The organism is Nocardia ignorata NBRC 108230, assembly GCF_001612905.1.
Classification (GTDB): Bacteria; Actinomycetota; Actinomycetes; order Mycobacteriales; family Mycobacteriaceae; genus Nocardia; species Nocardia ignorata.
The window spans coordinates 363,811-382,832 of the sequence record NZ_BDBI01000005.1 but is presented as its reverse complement, the minus strand read 5'-3'; the positions used below and the strand labels follow the sequence as shown (position 1 = coordinate 382,832).

19 protein-coding genes are annotated in these 19,022 nt (G+C 68.1%); 7 read left to right on the top strand and 12 right to left on the bottom strand.

What is annotated here, in order from left to right:
- Window positions 1-71: 71 nt before the first annotated feature.
- The 8 genes from era to hrcA all read right to left on the bottom strand — a co-directional run bounded on the left by era (window position 72) and on the right by hrcA (window position 7,656).
- Window positions 72-977: a GTPase Era gene (era, locus tag NI2_RS05550; RefSeq protein WP_067486714.1), complete on the bottom strand. Its 906-nt coding sequence runs from the start codon at window positions 975-977 to the stop codon at window positions 72-74.
- The gene (locus NI2_RS05545; RefSeq protein WP_067486711.1) at window positions 970-1,305 is read right to left on the bottom strand and encodes a cytidine deaminase-like protein; all 336 of its coding nucleotides are present in this window, start codon (window positions 1,303-1,305) and stop codon (window positions 970-972) included. Before NI2_RS05545 ends, era begins: the two co-directional genes overlap by 8 nt.
- Complete coding sequence (locus NI2_RS05540) at window positions 1,298-2,647, bottom strand: hemolysin family protein (RefSeq protein ID WP_067486708.1); 1,350 nt, start codon at window positions 2,645-2,647, stop codon at window positions 1,298-1,300. The genes NI2_RS05545 and NI2_RS05540 overlap by 8 nt, the downstream gene beginning before the upstream one ends.
- Before the next feature lie 5 nt (window positions 2,648-2,652).
- Window positions 2,653-3,207, bottom strand: coding sequence for an rRNA maturation RNase YbeY (gene ybeY / locus NI2_RS05535; RefSeq protein ID WP_067486705.1), 555 nt, complete (start codon window positions 3,205-3,207; stop codon window positions 2,653-2,655).
- 110 nt (window positions 3,208-3,317) lie between these two features.
- On the bottom strand, window positions 3,318-4,412 hold the full coding sequence (locus NI2_RS05530; protein WP_067487115.1) for a PhoH family protein: 1,095 nt from the start codon (window positions 4,410-4,412) through the stop codon (window positions 3,318-3,320).
- Window positions 4,413-4,586: 174 nt separating this feature from the next.
- Window positions 4,587-5,327 carry a 16S rRNA (uracil(1498)-N(3))-methyltransferase gene (locus NI2_RS05525; RefSeq protein ID WP_067486702.1) on the bottom strand — a complete coding sequence of 247 codons (741 nt, stop codon included), beginning with the start codon at window positions 5,325-5,327 and terminating at the stop codon, window positions 4,587-4,589.
- Window positions 5,328-5,333: 6 nt separating this feature from the next.
- A complete protein-coding gene (dnaJ, locus tag NI2_RS05520) occupies window positions 5,334-6,488 on the bottom strand; it encodes a molecular chaperone DnaJ (protein ID WP_067486699.1) in 1,155 nt (384 codons plus the stop codon).
- A gap of 133 nt (window positions 6,489-6,621) precedes the next feature.
- Window positions 6,622-7,656 (bottom strand): heat-inducible transcriptional repressor HrcA, encoded by a 1,035-nt coding sequence (hrcA, locus tag NI2_RS05515; RefSeq protein WP_067486696.1) that lies wholly within the window; start codon window positions 7,654-7,656, stop codon window positions 6,622-6,624.
- 254 nt (window positions 7,657-7,910) lie between these two features.
- Here hrcA and NI2_RS05510 point away from each other — a divergent pair, with 254 nt between their 5' ends.
- Both NI2_RS05510 and NI2_RS33585 read left to right on the top strand, forming a co-directional pair.
- Entirely contained in the window at window positions 7,911-8,306 is a 396-nt protein-coding gene (locus NI2_RS05510; RefSeq protein WP_067486693.1) for a hypothetical protein, read from the top strand.
- Window positions 8,306-9,973 (top strand): hypothetical protein, encoded by a 1,668-nt coding sequence (locus tag NI2_RS33585; protein WP_218018520.1) that lies wholly within the window; start codon window positions 8,306-8,308, stop codon window positions 9,971-9,973. Before NI2_RS05510 ends, NI2_RS33585 begins: the two co-directional genes overlap by 1 nt.
- A 57-nt stretch (window positions 9,974-10,030) precedes the next feature.
- Here the strand turns inward: NI2_RS33585 and NI2_RS05500 are convergent, their stop codons facing one another.
- The 4 genes from NI2_RS05500 to NI2_RS05485 all read right to left on the bottom strand — a co-directional run bounded on the left by NI2_RS05500 (window position 10,031) and on the right by NI2_RS05485 (window position 12,903).
- A complete protein-coding gene (locus NI2_RS05500) occupies window positions 10,031-10,273 on the bottom strand; it encodes a hypothetical protein (RefSeq protein WP_067486687.1) in 243 nt (80 codons plus the stop codon).
- 189 nt (window positions 10,274-10,462) lie between these two features.
- Window positions 10,463-10,996 (bottom strand): DinB family protein, encoded by a 534-nt coding sequence (locus NI2_RS05495; RefSeq protein ID WP_133734036.1) that lies wholly within the window; start codon window positions 10,994-10,996, stop codon window positions 10,463-10,465.
- Between the two features lie 68 nt (window positions 10,997-11,064).
- Window positions 11,065-12,285 carry a radical SAM family heme chaperone HemW gene (gene hemW / locus NI2_RS05490; RefSeq protein ID WP_084475946.1) on the bottom strand — a complete coding sequence of 407 codons (1,221 nt, stop codon included), beginning with the start codon at window positions 12,283-12,285 and terminating at the stop codon, window positions 11,065-11,067.
- 192 nt (window positions 12,286-12,477) lie between these two features.
- Window positions 12,478-12,903 (bottom strand): SgcJ/EcaC family oxidoreductase, encoded by a 426-nt coding sequence (locus NI2_RS05485; protein WP_067486684.1) that lies wholly within the window; start codon window positions 12,901-12,903, stop codon window positions 12,478-12,480.
- A gap of 431 nt (window positions 12,904-13,334) precedes the next feature.
- On the opposite strand from NI2_RS05485, the gene NI2_RS05480 reads away from it, so the two are divergent.
- Genes NI2_RS05480 through NI2_RS05460 form a run of 5 tightly spaced genes read left to right on the top strand, consistent with a single transcriptional unit; the run spans window position 13,335 to window position 18,969 of the window.
- Window positions 13,335-15,128, top strand: coding sequence for a nitrite/sulfite reductase (locus tag NI2_RS05480; RefSeq protein ID WP_067486681.1), 1,794 nt, complete (start codon window positions 13,335-13,337; stop codon window positions 15,126-15,128).
- Window positions 15,129-15,148: 20 nt separating this feature from the next.
- Window positions 15,149-15,868: a phosphoadenylyl-sulfate reductase gene (locus NI2_RS05475; RefSeq protein WP_067487104.1), complete on the top strand. Its 720-nt coding sequence runs from the start codon at window positions 15,149-15,151 to the stop codon at window positions 15,866-15,868.
- Complete coding sequence (gene cysD / locus NI2_RS05470) at window positions 15,865-16,824, top strand: sulfate adenylyltransferase subunit CysD (protein ID WP_424991830.1); 960 nt, start codon at window positions 15,865-15,867, stop codon at window positions 16,822-16,824. The genes NI2_RS05475 and cysD overlap by 4 nt, the downstream gene beginning before the upstream one ends.
- A 1-nt stretch (window position 16,825) precedes the next feature.
- Window positions 16,826-18,121, top strand: coding sequence for a sulfate adenylyltransferase subunit 1 (locus NI2_RS05465; protein ID WP_067486678.1), 1,296 nt, complete (start codon window positions 16,826-16,828; stop codon window positions 18,119-18,121).
- On the top strand, window positions 18,121-18,969 hold the full coding sequence (locus NI2_RS05460) for a sirohydrochlorin chelatase (protein ID WP_067486675.1): 849 nt from the start codon (window positions 18,121-18,123) through the stop codon (window positions 18,967-18,969). The genes NI2_RS05465 and NI2_RS05460 overlap by 1 nt, the downstream gene beginning before the upstream one ends.
- Window positions 18,970-19,022: the final 53 nt, after the last annotated feature.

Sequence of the window (19,022 nt, the reverse complement as noted above, 5' to 3'; positions counted from 1 at the left end):
ATCAGCGAACAACGCCGATCACAATCGACGTGTTCGCCGAACGATACCCCGAACCGCCGACACGCAAACGGTCAAAAGCCCAGCTTCCCCAGCTGTTTGGGGTCGCGCTGCCAGTCCTTGGCCACCTTCACGTGCAGATTCAGGTAGATCCGTGTGCCGAGGATGTGCTCGATCTGCTTGCGGGCATTGGTGCCCACCTCCTTGAGGCGAGAACCGTTCTTGCCGATGACGATCGCCTTCTGGCTCGGCCGTTCCACATACAGCAGGGCATGCACCTCGAGCATGTCCTCGTTGGCCTCGTAGGGTTCGATCTCCTCGATCACCACGGCCAGCGAGTGGGGCAGTTCGTCGCGCACACCCTCGAGGGCGGCCTCGCGGATCAGCTCGGCCATGAGGGTTTCCTCGGGCTCGTCGGTGATCTCGCCGTCGGGGTAGAACGCCGGTCCCTCGGGCATCTTCGAGGCGATCACGTCGACGAGCACCTCGACCTGTTCGCCCTTCACCGCCGAGACCGGAACGACCTCGGCCTCGGGCCCGAGCAGCGTCGACAGCGCCATCAGCTGGTGGGCGATCTCGTCACGACCCACCTTGTCGATCTTGGTGACCACGCCGATCACGGTGGTCTTGGGCGCCATCTGCTTGATCTGCTCGACGATCCAGCGGTCGCCGGGACCGATCTTCTCGTCGGCCGGGATGCACAGCGCGATCACGTCGACCTCGGAGTAGGTGTCGCGCACCAGATCGTTGAGGCGCTGACCGAGCAGGGTGCGCGGGCGGTGCAGGCCGGGGGTGTCGACCAGGATGAGCTGGGCGTGCTCACGGTGCACGATGCCGCGAATGGTGTGCCGGGTGGTCTGCGGACGCGAGGAGGTGATCGCGATCTTCGACCCGACCATGGCATTGGTCAGCGTCGACTTGCCGGTGTTCGGGCGGCCGACGAAACAGACGAAGCCGGAACGGAATTCGGTGTCAGCCACCGCGCACCTCGCTCAGCACGGCACCCGAACGATCGGTGTGGATCACCGTCGCGCCGGGCGACACCTCGTGCATCGCCGCGATACCCGCGTCCTCCCCGCTCGCACCGACCACCACGGCCGCCTCGAAACCCTCGGCGCCACTGGAGATCGCGGCGGCCACCGCGGCCTGCAACGCGGTCAGGCGAAGGGCGGCGAGGGTCACCTCACCCGCGGCGTAGGTGCGGCCGTCGGTGTCACGCACCGCCGCGCCGCTCGCGCCGCCGGTGCGGCCGAGTGCGCCCCGCGCCAGTACCAGCAGTTTGTTGTCCTCTGCGTCGAGTTCACTCATCGGTCTCTCCATTGTCTGCGGGCACTGTCACCGGGTCGGTCTCGGCCTGCGCCTCGTCGGGCTTGCCGTTGCGGGCCTTGTCTGTCTTCTTTTCTTTGTCGGCCGCGCGGCGCACCAGCACGGTGTTCACCCGCATCCGCCCGCGCGCGTCGGCGCCGCCCTCGCCGCGCAGCACCAGGCCGTGCACGGTCACCTTGGAACCCGGCAGTGGGACGCGACCCAGTTCGTGGGCGAGCAGGCCACCGACGGTGTCGACGTCCTCGTCCTCGATGTCGAGGCCGTACAGCTCGCCGAGGTCCTCCACCGACAAGCGGGCCGACACGCGGTAGCGGCCCTCGCCGAGGTCCTCCACCGGCGGGGTCTCGTCGGTGTCGTACTCGTCGGCGATCTCACCGACGATCTCCTCGAGCACGTCCTCGATGGTGACCAGCCCGGCGATGCCGCCGTATTCGTCGACCAGCAGGGCCATGTGGTTGCGCCGGCGCTGCATCTCGTCGAGCAGCGCGTCGAGTGGTTTGGAATCGGGGATGAACACGGCCGGTCGCATCACCTCGCGCACCGTCACCTTGCGGGCGCGATCGGCGTAGGGCACAAGGTCTTTCAGGTAGACCACACCGAGCACGTCGTCGACGTTCTCGCCGATCACCGGGATTCGCGAATGCCCGGAACGCACCGCGAGCGACATCGCCTGGGCGGCGGTCTTGTCGTTTTCGATCCACACCATCTCGGTGCGCGGCACCATCACCGCGCGGGCGGCGGTGTCGCCGAGTTCGAAGACCGACTGGATCATGCGGCGCTCGTCGTCGGCGACCACGCCGCGCTCGCGCGCCATGTCGACCACCTCGCGCAGCTCGATCTCCGACGCGAACGGGCCGTTGCGGAACCCCTTACCAGGAGTGATGGCATTACCGAGCAGGATGAGCAGCCTGCTCACCGGGCTCAGCACCGCACCGATGATCTGCATCGGGACGGCCGCGGCCAGCGCGATCGAATAGGCGTGCTGGCGGCCGAGGGTGCGCGGGCCGACCCCGATCACCACATACGAGACGACGACCATCGAGGCGGCGGTGACCAGCAGCGCCGTCGTCGGGCTCCACAGCTCCAGCGTCGCGGCGGCCAGCAGTACGGTGGCGCTGATCTCGCACAGAATGCGCAGCAGCACCATCAGATTCACGTAGCGGGGACGGTCGTCGACGATCTTGCGCAAGCGCGCGGCGCCGGACCGTTCCTCGCGGACCATGTCGTCGAGCCGTGCGCGCGAAACGGTATTGAGGGCCGAGTCGACACCCGCGAACACACCACCCAGGCCGATCAGCCCGATGGCGAGCAGGATCTGCACCATAGATGTCACGCGGGGCCCAGTGCGTCACCCGGTGCGGTGAACCCTGCCTTACCGAGCAGGCGGGCGTCACGTTCGGCCAGTTCGGCGCGCAGTTGTTCCTCGCGCAGGCTCTGGTACCACTCCTCGAGCAGCTGGGCCTGCAGCGCGAACATCTCCTTCTCCTCCTCCGGCTCGGCATGGTCGTAGCCGAGCAGGTGGAGCACGCCGTGCACGGTGAGCAGGGCCAGCTCGTGGTCGAGCGAGTGACCGGCCTTCTGCGCCTGGCCCATGGCGAATTCCGGGCACAGCACGATGTCGCCGAGCATGGACGGGCCGGGCTCGGGGCTGTCGGGGCGACCGCCCGGCTCGAGTTCGTCCATGGGGAACGACATCACATCGGTGGGGCCGGGCAGGTCCATCCAGCGCACGTGCAGGTCGGCCATGGTGTCGAGATCCACGAGCACCATCGACAGTTCGGCGGCCGGATGCACGTCCATCCGTCCGATCACGAAACGCGCGACGCTGACCAGGTCTTCTTCGGGAATGTCCATACCCGATTCGTTGGCGATCTCGATGCTCACGTGTTCAGGGTACGGGCCGATGGACCGAGTCCTGTGCACCGCCCTACGACGCGACGTAACGAGTACGCCGCGTCGTATCGATGGGCATCGTCGCAGCGTGTGGCTGGTGACTACCGACGATCCGCCCGGCCCGCCGCCCGGCGCTGGGCCCGGTTGCCCGGGTAGTGCGGGGCGGGAACCGCGCGGGTCTCGGATTCGAAGCGGTCGTAGGCGTCGACGATGTCGGAGACCAACCGGTGCCGCACCACGTCGGAGCTGGTGAGTTCCGAGAAGTGGATGTCGTCGATATCGGTGAGGATCTCCGAGGCCGCCCGCAGACCCGAACGCTGCCCGTTGGGCAGGTCGACCTGCGAGATGTCGCCGGTGACCACCATCTTCGAGCCGAAGCCGAGACGGGTGAGGAACATCTTCATCTGCTCGGCCGTGGTGTTCTGCGCCTCGTCGAGAATGATGAACGAATCGTTGAGGCTGCGACCACGCATGTACGCCAGCGGCGCGACCTCGATGACACCGGAGGCCAGCAGCTTCGGGATGGCTTCCGGATCCATCATGTCGTGCAGGGCGTCGTAGAGCGGACGCAGATACGGGTCGATCTTGTCGTTGAGCGTGCCGGGCAGGAAGCCGAGACGCTCACCGGCCTCGACCGCGGGCCTGGTCAGGATGATGCGGGTGACCTGCTTGGTCTGCAGGGCCTGCACCGCCTTGGCCATCGCCAGATACGTCTTGCCGGTACCGGCCGGGCCGATGCCGAACACGATGGTGTTCACGTCGATCGCATCGACGTAACGCTTCTGGTTCAGCGTCTTGGGCCGGATGGTCTTGCCGCGCCGCGACAGGATGTCCAGGCTCAGCACCTCGGCGGGCGATTCGGACACGCCCGCGTCGGTGAGCATGGACACGGTGTGCCGGACCGCTTCGGGGGTGATCACCCGGTTGCGGCCGGTCAGCGCGACCAACTGCTCGACGACACGCTCGGCCAGGGCCACATCGGCGGCCTTGCCCGTGATGGTGACCGTGCTACCGCGCACATGGATGTCGGCCGGAAGCAACTGCTCGAGCTGACGAAGGTTCTGGTCGGCCGAGCCGAGGAAGGGGAAAACGGATTCGGGGGCGAGTTCGATGCTGGAACGCACGGTTCGCGCCGCCGGGGATGCTCCGTTGCCGTCGGTGCCGACGCCTGGGACGGGGAGGGTGGGATCGCCGATCTCGCCTGTGTTCTTCAAAAGTGGCTATAGCCTGCTTCCGGTCTCGACCTGGTGTTCGATGAGACCAGTTTACCGCCGCCCACCGACACCGCACAGCGGTTAAAAACCGGGACGTGGTAGAGGACCCCATCACTACCCGATCGGGGTACCTTTCGGGGGCGATTTCACGCCCCCTCACCAGCGCTTCGTCAGCGCTCCGAGGGCGCCGAGCGCGACCGCGGCGGCGGTGGATGTGCGCAGGACGGTGGGGCCGAGCAGCACGATGTCGGCGCCCGCGTCGGCGAGCGCGGTCAGCTCGGCGTCGTCGAGGCCGCCTTCCGGTCCGACGATGAGAATCACTTCCTTGCTCCGCGCGAGCGGAAGCTCGGTGAACTTGCCGGTGCCCGACTCGTGCAGGGCGGCGACCACCGCGCCGTCGGCCTTCGCCGCGCGCACCAGCTCAAGCAGGTCGCGCGTGCGGTGCAGGCCGGCGACCTCGGGAATGTAGGCACGACGCGACTGCCTGGCCGCGGATTTCGCCGCCGTCCGCCACTTCTCGATGCCCTTGGCGGCCTTGGCCTCCCAGTTGGCGACGCAGCGCGTGGCCTGCCAGGGCACGATCAGGTCGGCGCCCGCCTCGGTCATCAGCTCGACGGCCAGCTCGGAACGATCCGATTTCGGCAGAGCCTGCACCACGGTGACCTGCGGGATGACCGGTTCGGCCAGCCTGCGGTTGCGTACCGCGAGCTCGAGGCGGTCCTTGGCCGCTGCGATCACCTCGGAGTCGGCGAGCACACCGTGTCCGTCGGACAGGGTGATCAGCTCACCCACCCGGGTCCGGCGCACCGTCGCGGCATGGCGACCCTCCGGGCCGTCGAGCACCGCGACAGCGCCCGGCTCCGGGATGTCGTCGAGGTAGAAGACCGTGGCGGCCATCGCCGGTCAGCGGCCGCTGAACGACGCGCGCAGCCGGGCGAACAGGCCGCTGTTGTGCTCGGACTGCGACGACATCACCTCGGCGCGATCCTTGTCACGCATGCCCTTGAACTTGCGAAGCAGTTCGGTCTGCTTGCCGTCGAGCTTGGTCGGCACCACGATGTCGAGGTGGGCCAGCAGGTCGCCGCGCGCACCGGAACGCAATCGGGGCATGCCGTGTCCGCGCAGGTGAATGACCTCGCCCGGCTGGGTGCCCGGGGCGATGGTGAGCTCGGTCGGCCCGTCGAGGATGGTGTCGACGACCACGGTGGTGCCGAGGATCGCGTCGACCATCGGGACCCGGACGGTGCAGTGCAGGTCGTCGCCGTCGCGGACGAACGTGTCGTGCGGCTGCTCGACGACCTCGACGTACAGGTCGCCCGCATGGCCACCGCCGGGGCCGACCTCACCCTGGGCGGCCAGGCGCACCCGCATGCCGTTGGCGACACCGGCCGGGATCGGCGCGGCGATCTCGCGGCGCGCACGCACGCGGCCGTCGCCACCACACTTGGTGCAGGGATCAGGGATGACCTCGCCCGCGCCGCGACAGGTCGGGCAGGGGCGTGAAGTGAGTACCTGGCCGAGGAACGAGCGCTGCACCGACTGCACTTCGCCCGCGCCGCCACAGGTTTCGCAGCGCACCGGCTTGGAGTTGCCGTTGGTGCCCGCGCCGTGGCAGAGGTCGCAGAGGATGGCGGTGTCGACGGTGAGGTGCTTGGTGACGCCCACCGCGCACTCGGCCAGGCTCAGCCTGGTGCGGATCAGCGAGTCGGCGCCCGGCTGCACGCGGCCGCGCGGCTTGCGCGCACCGCCGCCCTGGCCGCTCATCCCGCCGAAGAACGCTTCGAACACATCACCGAGACCGCCGAACCCCGCACCGCTGAATCCCGCACCGCCGCCGCCGTTTTCGAGCGGGTCACCGCCGAGGTCGACGATCCGGCGCTTCTCCGGGTCGGTCAGCACCTCGTAGGCGGTGGAGACTTCCTTGAACTTGGCCTGCGCGGCCTCGTCCGGGTTCACGTCGGGGTGCAGTTCGCGGGCCAGTTTGCGGTACGCGCGCTTGAGCTCCTGGTCGGTGGCATTCTTGCCGACGCCGAGCAGTCCGTAGTAATCCCGTGCCACTTGAGTTCTCTAGTCCTTGGTCGCTGTGGTCCAGCCGAACGCCGGGCGCATCCTTTAGTCTGTTCGACTCAACTTTACCCCGGTCGAAGTACCGACCATAACAGTGCCCGCACGGTCGCCGCCGACCCGGCGGTCACCTTTCGGCCAGGACCTCACCGATATAGCGGGCAACGGTCGCCACCGACGCCATGGTGCCGGGATAGTCCATCCGGGTCGGGCCGAGCACGCCCATACCGCCCAGCACCGCGCCCGCCGCGCCGTATCCGGTGGACACCACGGAGGTGCCGCGCATCTGCTCGACCTGGGTCTCCTCGCCGATCTGCACGGTCACCTGACCTGGCTGCTGGGCGGCGGCCAGCAGCTTCAGCACGATGACCTGTTCCTCGAGCGCCTCGAGCACAGTGCGCAGCGAGCCGGGGAAACCGAAGTCGGCGACATTGCGGGTGAGGTTGGCGGTGCCGCCGAGCACCAAACGCTCCTCCGGATGCTCGACCAGGGTTTCCACCAGCACGGTCGACACCCGGACCAGCACATCGCGGATCTTGGCCGGCGCGCGTTCGGGCAGTCCGGCCACCGACGCGCTGGCCACCGAGAGCAGTTTGCCGTCCATCGCGCCGCCGAGCAGACCGCGCACGGCGGCGAGGTCGTCCTCGGAGATCACCGCGCCCAGGTCGACGATGCGCTGATCGACGCGGCCGGTGTCGGTGATGACGACCAGTAAGAGACGGGCGGGATTGAGCGCGACGACCTCGATGTGGCGCACGGTCGATGCCGACACCGTCGGGTACTGCACCACCGCGACCTGGCGGGTGAGCTGGGCCAGCAGCCGCACCCCTCGGCGCAACACGTCGTCGAGGTCGACACCGGATTCGAGGAACTCCATGATCGCGCGGCGTTCGGCGCCCGAGAGCGGCTTCACCTCGGCGATCCGGTCGACGAATTCACGGTAGCCCTTGTCGGTCGGCACGCGCCCGGAACTCGTGTGCGGCTGGGTGATGTAACCCTCCGCCTCCAGCACGGCCATGTCGTTGCGGACCGTGGCGCTGGACACTCCGAGATTGTGCCGTTCGACCAGCGACTTCGAGCCGATCGGTTCCTTGGTGGCGACGTAGTCCGCGACAATCGCTCGCAGGACCTCGAATCGCCGATCTTCGGTGCTCGAAGCCATCGACCCCACCTCCTCGCTCGTGCCGGGTACGTCGTCGGCCCGCGTTGTTGTAGTGCTGGGGCACAGACTCGCACGCGGGCGCTCGGGGCGTCTTGCAGTCCAGTCTAAATTGTCTCGTTCTCCGGTGAGTTCTCCACAGGGCGGAGTTATCCACAGGGCGCGGATCAGGGCTTGTCGCGTTATTGCGCCCAGCGTACGTTCGGTCGTGAATCAGGCGCTTTACCAGCGCTTTTCCGGGGCGGGAGGGGTTTGCGATGCGATTCGGTGACGAGTGGGGCGGGGGTGACTCCGCGGTCGTAGTGCGTCCGGAGGAATTCGCCGGGATCGATCGGGCGTGTGTGATGTTTCTCGAGGTAGTCGAGAGCGTCTCGCTGCTCGCCGGGCAGATTTCTTCGCAGATGCACTGGGGTCTGGGGGAAGGTGACGGGCGGCTGATCTCGGGGCCCACGCTGGTTGGCCGGTTCCGGGAGACGGCGGAGGCGGTGGGTGCCGCGATGGAGACGCACCGCCGGATCGTCGGTGATTTCCGCGAGGCGCATCGGCTCGCGCGGGACCGGCTGGTGGCCGTCGACGAAGAGTGGGCGCTGCGTCTGGCCGACGCGGAAGCCGCACTGGGGACGCGTGATCCGTTCGCGGTCGGTGCCCGATGATGCCGGGCGGTGGTGAGAACGTCCACCACTGGCGGCATCGAGAGATCAGCGGGACGTTCTCATCCCTCGATGTCACCGATGCTGTTGCACAAGCGGACGCGTTCCAGCAGTTGGCGCGGTGCTGGGAAGAGGGGCTGGATGCCTTCGATCACGCGATCAGCGTGGGGCTGCCGGCGGCCTGGTCGGGTGTCGGGGCGGAGGCCGCCATGTCTTCTATCCGGCGATACCTCGATCAGGCACGAGAACTCCTTTCCACTGTCCATTCCATCCCCGCTTTGGTCCGAGCGGCGGCCGACGCGGTAGTCGCGACCAAGTACGCAATTCCCGAGATCGTCGAGGAGTCCGCTGTGCCGGTGTGGTCCACCGATCCGGGTGGGATGCGGGAGGCCTGCATCCGGGAAGAAGAGGCGAGAGCTGCCATGCGTGATCGCTACGTCCGTCCCTTCGGCGAGATCCTCAGCCGAATCCCTTTGATAACGCAGCCAATTCGTCCCTACACGACTGCCGAGAACGGCGGCGCTCTCGGCCACGACCTGTCCGCGCCCTTGCCGGCCGACGTAGTCCCGGACGCCGAGCATTACCGACCCATCGGGACCGATCGCACCATGGACGCGAATGTGCAGAGAACATGCGACGAATCATGCGGTCCCGCAGCGTCTTCGGGCCACGATGTGGATCGGTCTGCCCTTACCGGCGCGGCGCCCGGCTCCCTCGCCGACCTGCCGGGTACTGGCACAAGGCGATTCGCCGCGAACCTCGACAGCGCGAGCGGAGCTGTGACGGGCATCCGTATCGGAGCCGGTGGCGGAGGAACAGCAGTCGCACTGGACGTCGGCGCGGCGACGGTCGATGTGATGCGCGTCGGTGAATCCCCAGGGTCGAATACTGATGGACCACAACAGCCCGACGATGCCGAGCAGGGACGCAACCGCAGCCACGGCGGTGTGGCGAGTGCTCCCGGTGCCGAGACGGCTGGGACGTCGACAGGCCCAGCAGTGTCGAGTGCGGGATTTCGAGGGGAGGCGAGGAATGGGGGCGCAACAACTTCGGGTGCGGGAGCGAGAACGGACGCCGGCGAGGGTGTCACGCACTGGGACGACGGTGCACTGACAACTCGGTCGGGTGGTGGCGGGCCTATGGAAAGCAGCGGCAACCACCACGGCGGTGGCCCGAACCCGAGCAGCGGGCAACGCGGGCCAGGCCAGGCGAACACAGCGACTGACAGCCCCGGTGCGGCGGCACGGAGCACATTCGCAGACCGCATCGCGCTCGCAGATATGGCGTTGTCCACAAACGATGCCCTGGCAGGCAACGCAGTCGCCGCAGACAACGCCCCGGCAGACAACGCACTCCGGGCGATCAACGCCCCGACGGGCAACGTACTAGCGGCGGATAAGGCCCTGGCAGGAAAAGCGCCGACGGCCGGCGATGCGGGAGTCGAGACGAGGGCTTCCGGCGCGGGGCAGGGACAGGTGGCCGCGCGGTGGTTCCACTGCGTTGCACTGGCGCCGGGTATGCCTGGCGCAGAGCAGGAGGAGCACGCTCATGGGGTGCCGGAGTATTTGACTACCTCGGCCAATACCGAGGTGTTGCTCGGTCGACCGGCGCCGACCATTACCGGTGGGGTGCGGGGTGACGGGCACGGGTCCACGGCGCGGGGTTGTTGATGTCCGCGGGCGGAGAGGTCGGGTCACGGTCGCCCGGGGTGGGCGACCGTGAGCCGATCAGATGCGGCGGGCGGCGCCGACGCGGGCGGGCGAGTGGGCGGCGCCCACTTCTTTGCCCGCGAGGGCATCCAGGCCGAGCATGGCCAACAGTGACACGCAATCTTCGGCATCGTTGGAATGCGAAGCGACCGTCCGCGCGGCGACCGCGCACTGACGAGCGTTCTCCGCCTTCTCAGCAGAGCGCGCTTCAGCGAACTCGCTCTGCTCGTGGACGAGGGTGATGTGCCGTTCGGTGGACATATAGCTCCCTAGGTTTCGACCCGAAGCCTACGCCCCCAATCGTTATCTTCGGCCCCGAACCCACCGAAGAATAGGTTCGGATACCCCGGTGGCCGACCCTCGCCGGAGGGTGTGCATCAGCCCACATCATCCCGATGACCGGGGGATCATCGAAGCCGCGGTGAGCTCGACCACGCCGCGGAAAAGACGTCACGAAACGGCATCGCGTGCCGCGCGTTGCAACCGCAGCTGTCCGATCTCGGCCACGTTTTTCATCAGTTCGGCATCGACCCAGCCGACCAGATGCGCGACGGTCAGGCCGGCGTCGGCAGGCCATGGATAACCGGAGGGTAGGTCGAAGTCGGCGTCGTCGAGTTCGCTCAGCGTGTCGAGCCACTCCTGCCGTAGGTGGCGGAGCCACTCGATGGTGCTGTCGCCGGGTCCCGGCCAGGCGATATCCGTCCGTTCACGTGGTGCTCGCTGCCGCAGATGATCGATGGCCACGCTCCACCACCACCCGATGTGCCAGGTGAGCCAGCCGATCGTCGGTACCGGAATCGGATCGGGTTCGGTATCCGCCCAGTCCGCGACCCACCCGCCCGCGGGATCTTCGCGCATCGTCCAGCACAGCGCGCTCGGCTCCCACAGGAAGTCCTCCTCGTGCAGCCGCTCGAGGTGGTACTCGAACAACGACCAGACGAGATCGAACTGCCAGCGCAGCAACTCACTTCGTGACGTGGACACGGGCGGGATCGTGCCACGACACCCGCGAACGAGCGAACGAATTCTCGGCGAAAGAGCGTTGGTGGCGCTCAGCCGAGGAGATCGCGGACGATGCCGTCGGCCAGCAGCCGTCCACGATCGGTGAGGACGAGGTGGTCGTCGACGACCTGGGCCAACCCGTCGACGAGAACACGGTCGAGGGCGGGCCGGGCGGAGGGGGCGAGGTCGGCGAGGGGAAGGCCGGTGCGCAGGCGAACGGTGAGCATGAGGTGTTCGGTGTAGCGCTCGTCGTCGGTGAGGGCTTCCCAGCCCGCGGCGGGCAGACCACCGAGGGCGACGCGGTCGGCGTAGCGGGCGGGGTGCTTCACGTTCCACCAGCGCACACCACCCACGTGGCTGTGCGCGCCGGGCCCCGCACCGAGCCAGTCACCACCGGCCCAGTAGCCGAGGTTGTGCCTGCAGCGCGCGGAATCGTTCGCGGCCCAATTGGATACCTCGTACCAGCCGAGACCGACCTCGGCCAGGCGGGCATCGATGCGCTCGTAGCGGGCGGCGAGCACATCGTCGTCGGGTGCGGGCAGTTCACCACGGCGGACCTTGCGCGCCAGCGCGGTTCCGTCTTCCACGATCAGGGAGTAGGCGGACACATGATCCACACCGGCGGCCAGCACCGCGTCCAGGCTCGCGTCCAGATCGGCGTCGGTCTCGCCGGGTGTGCCGTAGATGAGGTCGAGGTTCACGTGCTCGAATCCGGCGGCTCGCGCTTCCTTCGCCGCGGCCACCGCCCGGCCCGGCGTATGGGTGCGGTCGAGCACCTTCAGGACGTGCGCGGCGGCCGACTGCATGCCGAGCGAGATCCGGGTGTATCCCGCCGCGCGGAGGCGGTCGAAGAACTCCGGCGAGGTCGATTCCGGGTTGGATTCGGTCGTCACTTCGGCATCGGTGGCGAGGGTGAAGTTCGCGCGCACCGCGTCGAGCACCGAGGCGAGCCCGTCACCGCCGAGCAGCGACGGTGTTCCCCCGCCGACGAAGATCGTCGAGACCTCAGGGGTCGCGCTCGGCAGCGCACCGAACTCGGTCGCCGCGGTGGCGAGCTCGCCGCGCAATGCCTCCAGCCACGACTGCGGCGACGCCGACGTGCCGAGCTCCCCCGCCGTGTAGGTGTTGAAGTCGCAATATCCGCAGCGTGTGGCACAGAAGGGCACATGCACGTACACGCCGAACGCGCCGCCCCCGAAATCGCGCAGCACCGGCCGCTCGGCGTCGGCCGGTGTCGCCCCGGGAGCCACGGGAGTTGCGCTGGTAGTCACCCCTACAGTCTGCCGGGCCTCGGCGAACTGCCGCGTCCGGCCCCGGCACCGGTCGTCGCGCCCACGCTTCGCCACGCGGGACCCAGCCGGACTCGGCACCGCGCGGGTCGCTCGACCGACCGAACGAGCGACCCGTGGCCCAGCTGTGCGCCTGTCGTCGAAAAGCCCGAACCCCGCCCGGACGCCCGGCGGTCAGTCCACCACGGGGGTGTTCTGGTTGGCCGTGAGCACCCAGACCCCGTCTTCCTTGGTCATCACGTACATGGGCGTGCCCTGCCCCGACAGCTCGCCGTCCAGCGTGAAGTAGCTCTGCCGGATCTTCACCGCGGCCACGTCGGGTCGCAGGAACAGCACGTGCTCGATCTCGTAGGTCGCCTTGCCATGGGTGGTCGCGCCGGGCAGCACCTGGGCGGTGAACTCGGCGATGGCCGCGCGGCCGAACAGCCGCTTGCCGTGCCCCGTGGTCCAGATCGCGTCTTCGCGGAAGACGGAGACGAACTCCTCGATCAGTTCGTTGTCCTGCGCGTGCGCGATGGTCCCGACGACGGCGCGAATCGCCGCGAGTTCGGTGTCGAGATCGGCGGGGATCCGGCCCGCCGCGGTGACGTCGTTGCTCATGCGGACACTGTGCGCCCTCAACGGCGGTTGAGGTCAACCGTTGTGGCGTCCGACACAGCTATGCCATCGGGCGAATCGCCGGTAACTTCCCGCGCCGGAACTATGACCCCTGTCACAGAACGGTACGGTCGTCCAGGGGATTTCCCTCGAAAGTGCGGGAAATATCTCCTTGCGGTCGGAACGACCCCCCTGACATGGCACAATAGGCGCATGCACGCAACTGGAGTACGACTCGTGGCTCGTCGCCACGTCGACTTCCAGCGCGTCTGCAGCGCCTGTTGTCGGCCCGGTTTCCACCGGTAGCGCAGCGGCGTCCGCCCGGGAATCTCCCGGTGCCTTCGACTTTCATCGGCCCGCTGACCACCTGACGCGAGCCAGCCCCTCGCGCCTTCAGCACGGATGTTCACCCACCCCCGCAGGAGCGACCCCACATGACGTCGAGCACCGACGCCGGTTCGACCGAACAGTCGACGGCGCAGGCCCGTCCCGAGCGCCCGGTCACCGAGCGCCGCGTCCGGCCCGACCGCCCGCGCCCCGAAGGCGCGGTCGCGCCGCGCGAGCGCACCGGCAAGCCGGTCCGCCGCCGCTCCGAAGGCCAGTGGGCCCTCGGTTACCGCGAACCGCTCAACCCGAACGAGCAGTCCAAAAAGGACGACAACCCGCTCAATGTGCGGGCCAGGATCGAGAACATCTACGCCAAGGGCGGCTTCGACTCGATCGACAAAGCCGACCTGCGTGGCCGTTTCCGCTGGTGGGGTCTCTACACCCAGCGCGAAGAGGGCTACGACGGCACCTGGACCGACGACGACAACATCGACCTGCTCGAAGCCAAGTACTTCATGATGCGGGTGCGCTGCGACGGTGGCGCGCTCAATGCCGCCCAGCTGCGCACCATCGGCCAGATCTCCACCGAGTTCGGCCGCGACACCGCCGACCTGTCGGACCGCGAGAACGTCCAGTACCACTGGATCGAGGTCGAGAACGTCCCGGAGATCTGGCGTCGGCTGGAGTCGGTCGGCCTGCACACCACCGAGGCGTGCGGCGACTGCCCGCGCGTGATTCTCGGTTCGCCGCTGGCCGGTGAGTCGCTCGACGAGATCATCGACCCCACGACCGCGATCGACGAGATCGTCAAGCGCTACATCGGGAAGAAGGAGTACTCCAACCTTCCCCGCAAGTTCAAGACCGCGATCTCGGGTCAGCAGGACGTGGTGCACGAGATCAACGATGTCGCGTTCGTCGGCGTGAACCACCCCGAGCACGGACCGGGCCTGGATCTGTGGGTCGGTGGCGGCCTGTCGACCAACCCGATGCTCGCCAAGCGGGTCGGCGCGTGGGTGCCGCTCGACGAGGTTCCCGACGTCTGGGAAGCCGTGGTGTCGCTGTTCCGCGACTACGGTTACCGTCGCCTGCGCACCAAGGCGCGCCTGAAGTTCCTCATCAAGGACTGGGGCATCGAGAAGTTCCGCCAGGTCCTCGAGGACGAGTACCTGAAGCGCAAGCTGATCGACGGTCCCGCCCCGGAGCAGCCCGCCAAGCCGATCGACCACGTGGGCGTGCAGAAGCTGCGCAACGGCCTCAATGCCGTCGGCTTCTCCCCCATCGCCGGTCGCGTCTCGGGCACCATCCTGAGCAAGGTCGCCGACGCCGCCGAGAAGTACGGGTCGGACCGCATCCGGTTCACCCCGTACCAGAAGCTGATCGTCCTCGACATCGCCGACGACCAGGTCGACGCCCTGATCGACGAGCTGGAACCGCTCGGCCTGCAGGCACGTCCGTCGGTCTGGCGGCGAAACCTGCTCGCGTGCAGCGGCATCGAGTTCTGCAAGCTGTCGTTCGTCGAGACCCGCAAGCGTTCGCAGGTGCTCGCCCCCGAGCTCGAGCAGCGCCTGGCCGACATCAACGCGCAGCTCGACGTGCCGATCACCATCAACATCAACGGCTGCCCGAACTCCTGCGGCCGGTCCCAGATCGCCGATATCGGCTTCAAGGGCCAGCTCGTCGACGACGGCTACGGGAATCAGGTCGAGGGCTTCCAGGTTCACCTGGGTGGCAGCCTCGGCCTGGACAGCGGGTTCGGCCGCAAGCTGCGCCAGCACAAGGTGACCAGTGTCGAGCTCGGCGACTACATCGAGCGAGTCGTGCGCAACTTCGTCAAGAACCGCGAAGACGGTGAACGCTTCGCGGTGTGGGCGGTTCGCGCCGACGAGGCCGACCTCCGTTAGTGGATGAGGAGATCTCAACTGTGACAACGAATCTCGCCGCCAAGCTGTCCGAAGACGAACTGCGCGCGCTCGCCGAGCAGGGCGCGGCCGAACTCGGCCCCGACGCCTCGGCCGCCGACCTGATCGCCTGGACCGACCGCACTTTCGGCAACAACTACATCGTCGCCTCCAACATGCAGGACGGCGTGCTGGTGCACCTGGCCGCGCAGACCCGCCCCGGCGTCGACGTGCTGTTCCTCGACACCGGCTACCACTTCGCCGAGACCATCGGCACCCGTGACGCGGTCGAGGCCGTGTACGGGGTGCACGTGATCAACGTGCGCCCCGAGCACAGCGTCGCCGAACAGGATGAGCTGCTCGGCAAGGACCTGTTCGCCCGCGACGCCGCCGAATGCTGCCGGTTGCGCAAGGTCGTGCCGCTGAAGAAGTCCCTCGCGGGCTACAACGCGTGGGTCACCGGCATCCGCCGCGTGGAGGCGCCCACCCGCGCCAACGCACCGCTGATCTCCTTCGACGAAGCCTTCGGCCTGGTGAAGATCAACCCGATCGCGCCGTGGTCCGACGACGAGATGCAGGCCTACATCGAGGCCAACGGCATCCTCGTCAATCCCCTGGTGGAGGAGGGTTACCCGTCCATCGGCTGCGCACCGTGCACGCGCAAGCCCGAGCCGGGGTCCGATCCGCGCAGCGGCCGCTGGGCCGGACTGGCCAAGACCGAATGCGGATTGCACCAATCATGACCGTCACCACCTCTGGGAGTGAGCCTGTGAGTACCCACACCACCGAACGCGACCTCGGCCTGACCGAGTTCGACACCCTCGCGGCGCTGGAATCCGAGGCGATCCACATCTTCCGTGAGGTCGCGGGCGAGTTCGAGCGGCCGGTGATCCTGTTCTCCGGCGGCAAGGACTCCACGGTGCTGCTGCACCTGGCGCTCAAGGCCTTCTGGCCGGCGCCGCTGCCGTTCGCGCTGCTGCACGTCGACACCGGGCACAACCTCGACGAGGTGCTCGAGTTCCGCGACAAGGTGGTGGAGAAGTACGGCCTGCGCCTGCACGTGGCCTCGGTCGAGGAGTACCTGGCCGACGGTCGCCTCACCGAGCGCCCCGACGGTATCCGCAACCCGCTGCAGACCGTTCCGCTGCTCGACGCCATCACCGAACACCGCTTCGACGCGGTGTTCGGCGGTGGCCGTCGCGACGAGGAGCGGTCGCGCGCCAAGGAGCGGATCTTCTCGCTGCGCAACGCCTTCGGCCAGTGGGATCCGAAGCGTCAGCGTCCCGAGCTGTGGAACCTCTACAACGGCAAGCACGCGCCGGGTGAGCACGTGCGCGTGTTCCCGCTGAGCAACTGGACCGAGCTAGACATCTGGCGCTACATCGCCCGCGAGGACATCGACCTGGCCTCGATCTACTACGCCCACGAGCGCCCGGTGTACCAGCGCGACGGCATGTGGATGACCCCCGGCGTGTGGGGCGGCCCGAACGAGAACGAGGTCCTCGAGACCCGCTCCGTGCGCTACCGCACCGTCGGTGACGGTTCGACCACCGGCGCCATCATCTCCGACGCCGCCGACAACGAGGCCATCCTGGCCGAGGTCGCCGCGTCCCGGCTGACCGAGCGTGGCGCCACCCGTGGCGACGACCGCGTCTCCGAAGCCGCCATGGAAGACCGCAAGCGAGAGGGTTATTTCTGATATGTCCGACCTATTGAGGCTGGCCACCGCCGGTTCTGTCGACGACGGTAAGTCCACCCTGGTCGGACGGCTGCTCTACGACACGAAGTCCGTGCTGGCCGATCAGATCGACGCCGTCACCCGCGCCTCGGTGGACAAGGGTCTGTCGACCCCCGACCTGTCGCTGCTGGTCGACGGTCTGCGTGCCGAGCGTGAGCAGGGCATCACCATCGACGTGGCCTACCGCTACTTCGCCACGCCCAAGCGCTCGTTCGTGCTCGCCGACACTCCCGGCCACGTGCAGTACACCCGCAACACCGTGTCGGGCGCGTCCACCGCGCAGCTGGTGATCCTGCTGACCGACGCGCGCAAGGGCGTCATCGAGCAGACCCGTCGCCATGCCGCGGTGCTGGCACTGCTCGGGGTGCCGAAGCTGGTGCTCGCGGTGAACAAGATCGACCTGGTCGACAATCCGGCCGAGGTGTTCGCCGAGATCTCCGCGGAGTTCAACTCGCTGACCTCGAAGCTGGGCTGGGCCGACGAGGACGTCCTCGAGATCCCGGTGTCGGCGCTGCACGGCGACAATATCGCCAGCCGCTCGGAGAACACCCCGTACTACGACGGTCCCTCGCTGATCGAGCACCTGGAATCGGTTCCGGTGGACGCGGATTCGACGGGCACGCACGCACTGGGGCTGCGGTTCCCGGTGCAGTACGTGATCCGTCCGCGCACCGCCGAGTACCCCGATTACCGCGGGTACGCCGGTCAGATCGCGGCCGGTTCGGTGTCGCCCGGCGACGAGATCGTGGTGCTGCCCTCGGGCATCCGCACCACCGTCGAGCGGATCGATACCCCCGACGGTGAGCTGGCCGTCGCCCAGGCGGGGCGCAGCGTGACGCTGATCCTGGCCGACGAGGTCGACATCTCGCGTGGCGACATCATCGCCTCGGTCGCCGATGCCCCGGAGGCGATCGACACCTTCGACGCCACCGTGTGCTGGCTCGGCGACAAGCCGCTGCGTCCCGGCGCGCGACTGCTGCTCAAGCACGGCGCCAAGACCACGCAGGCGATCGTCGGCGCACTGGTGGAGCGGTTCGACGAGCAGACGCTCACCGCGCAGCCGAGTCCGGAGACGTTGGAACTCAACGACATCGGACGGGTGTCGCTGCGGCTGGCCGAGCCGATCCCGGCCGACGACTACCGCACCAACCGGCACACCGGGTCGTTCCTGCTGATCGACCCCGCCGGTGGCAACACCCTCGCGGCCGGCCTGGTCGGCGACGTGCTGACCTCGGTCGAGGTCGGTACCACGGTCTGATGACACGCTCGCTCGTCCCGCCGCGCGGTGCCGTTCCGGTGCCGCGCGGCGCAGGCGGGCCCGCACTGATCGCGGTGGCCCACGGCAGCCGTGATCCGCGTTCGGCGACGACGATGGCGGCGGTGGTCGCCTCGGTCGCCGCATCCCGACCGGATCTGACGGTCCGGTTGGCTTTTCTCGACCTCAGCGCGCCCTCGCTCGACCAGGTGGTCGACGAGCTCGCCGCGCTCGGGCATCGCGAGGTGATCGTTGTTCCGTTGTTGCTCGGCAACGCTTTTCACGCGCGAGTCGATCTGCCCGCCCTCCTGGCGGAGTCCGCCGACAGGCATCCACTGGTGCGCCTGACCCAGACCGAGGTGCTCGGCGCCGATTCGCGATTGATCGCGGCGCTTGCCGACCGGGTCGCCGGGGTGTCGGTGGGTTTCCCTGTGCCCGAGCCTGTTTCGATGCACCGCCCGGCGACACCGGCAGTTCTTCCGCACGAAAGCGGCCGTGCCACCGTGGGGGTCGCGGTTGCCGCCGTCGGATCTCGCGACGAATCGGCGAATCGCCGGACCGCCGCCGTTGCTCGACGGCTTGCGATGACGACCGGTCTTCGCACCGAGATGTGCTTTGCCACAGTCGAACCCAGCATCAATGTCGCGGTCGACCGGTTACATGCGCGCGGAGTCGAACAGGTCATCGTCGCGCCGTGGTTCCTCGCACCGGGGCTGCTCACCGACCGCCTGCTCCACCACGCGCCGCGCCTCGTACACGCCGATGTCATCGGCCCGCACCCCGCGCTCGCCGAGGTGATCTGGTCCCGCTACGACGCGGCGATCGCGACAGACCTCGAACTCTCCGCCTGACGAATCCCGCCGGCGCACCGCCGAGGAGCTGGTCGCGCCCGATTTCCGCGCCG

Bases quoted from the DNA above. Each gene is read 5' to 3' on its own strand.
- NI2_RS05545 (WP_067486711.1), bottom strand. From the start codon at position 1,305: ATGAGTGAACTCGACGCAGAGGACAACAAACTGCTGGTACTGGCGCGG.
- NI2_RS05540 (WP_067486708.1), bottom strand. From the start codon at position 2,647: ATGGTGCAGATCCTGCTCGCCATCGGGCTGATCGGCCTGGGTGGTGTG.
- NI2_RS05525 (WP_067486702.1), bottom strand. From the start codon at position 5,327: ATGGCCGCCACGGTCTTCTACCTCGACGACATCCCGGAGCCGGGCGCT.
- hrcA (WP_067486696.1), bottom strand. From the start codon at position 7,656: ATGGCTTCGAGCACCGAAGATCGGCGATTCGAGGTCCTGCGAGCGATT.
- NI2_RS05510 (WP_067486693.1), top strand. From the start codon at position 7,911: ATGCGATTCGGTGACGAGTGGGGCGGGGGTGACTCCGCGGTCGTAGTG.
- NI2_RS33585 (WP_218018520.1), top strand. From the start codon at position 8,306: ATGCCGGGCGGTGGTGAGAACGTCCACCACTGGCGGCATCGAGAGATC.
- NI2_RS05500 (WP_067486687.1), bottom strand. From the start codon at position 10,273: ATGTCCACCGAACGGCACATCACCCTCGTCCACGAGCAGAGCGAGTTC.
- NI2_RS05485 (WP_067486684.1), bottom strand. From the start codon at position 12,903: ATGAGCAACGACGTCACCGCGGCGGGCCGGATCCCCGCCGATCTCGAC.
- NI2_RS05480 (WP_067486681.1), top strand. From the start codon at position 13,335: ATGACGTCGAGCACCGACGCCGGTTCGACCGAACAGTCGACGGCGCAG.
- cysD (WP_424991830.1), top strand. From the start codon at position 15,865: ATGACCGTCACCACCTCTGGGAGTGAGCCTGTGAGTACCCACACCACC.
- NI2_RS05465 (WP_067486678.1), top strand. From the start codon at position 16,826: ATGTCCGACCTATTGAGGCTGGCCACCGCCGGTTCTGTCGACGACGGT.
- NI2_RS05460 (WP_067486675.1), top strand. From the start codon at position 18,121: ATGACACGCTCGCTCGTCCCGCCGCGCGGTGCCGTTCCGGTGCCGCGC.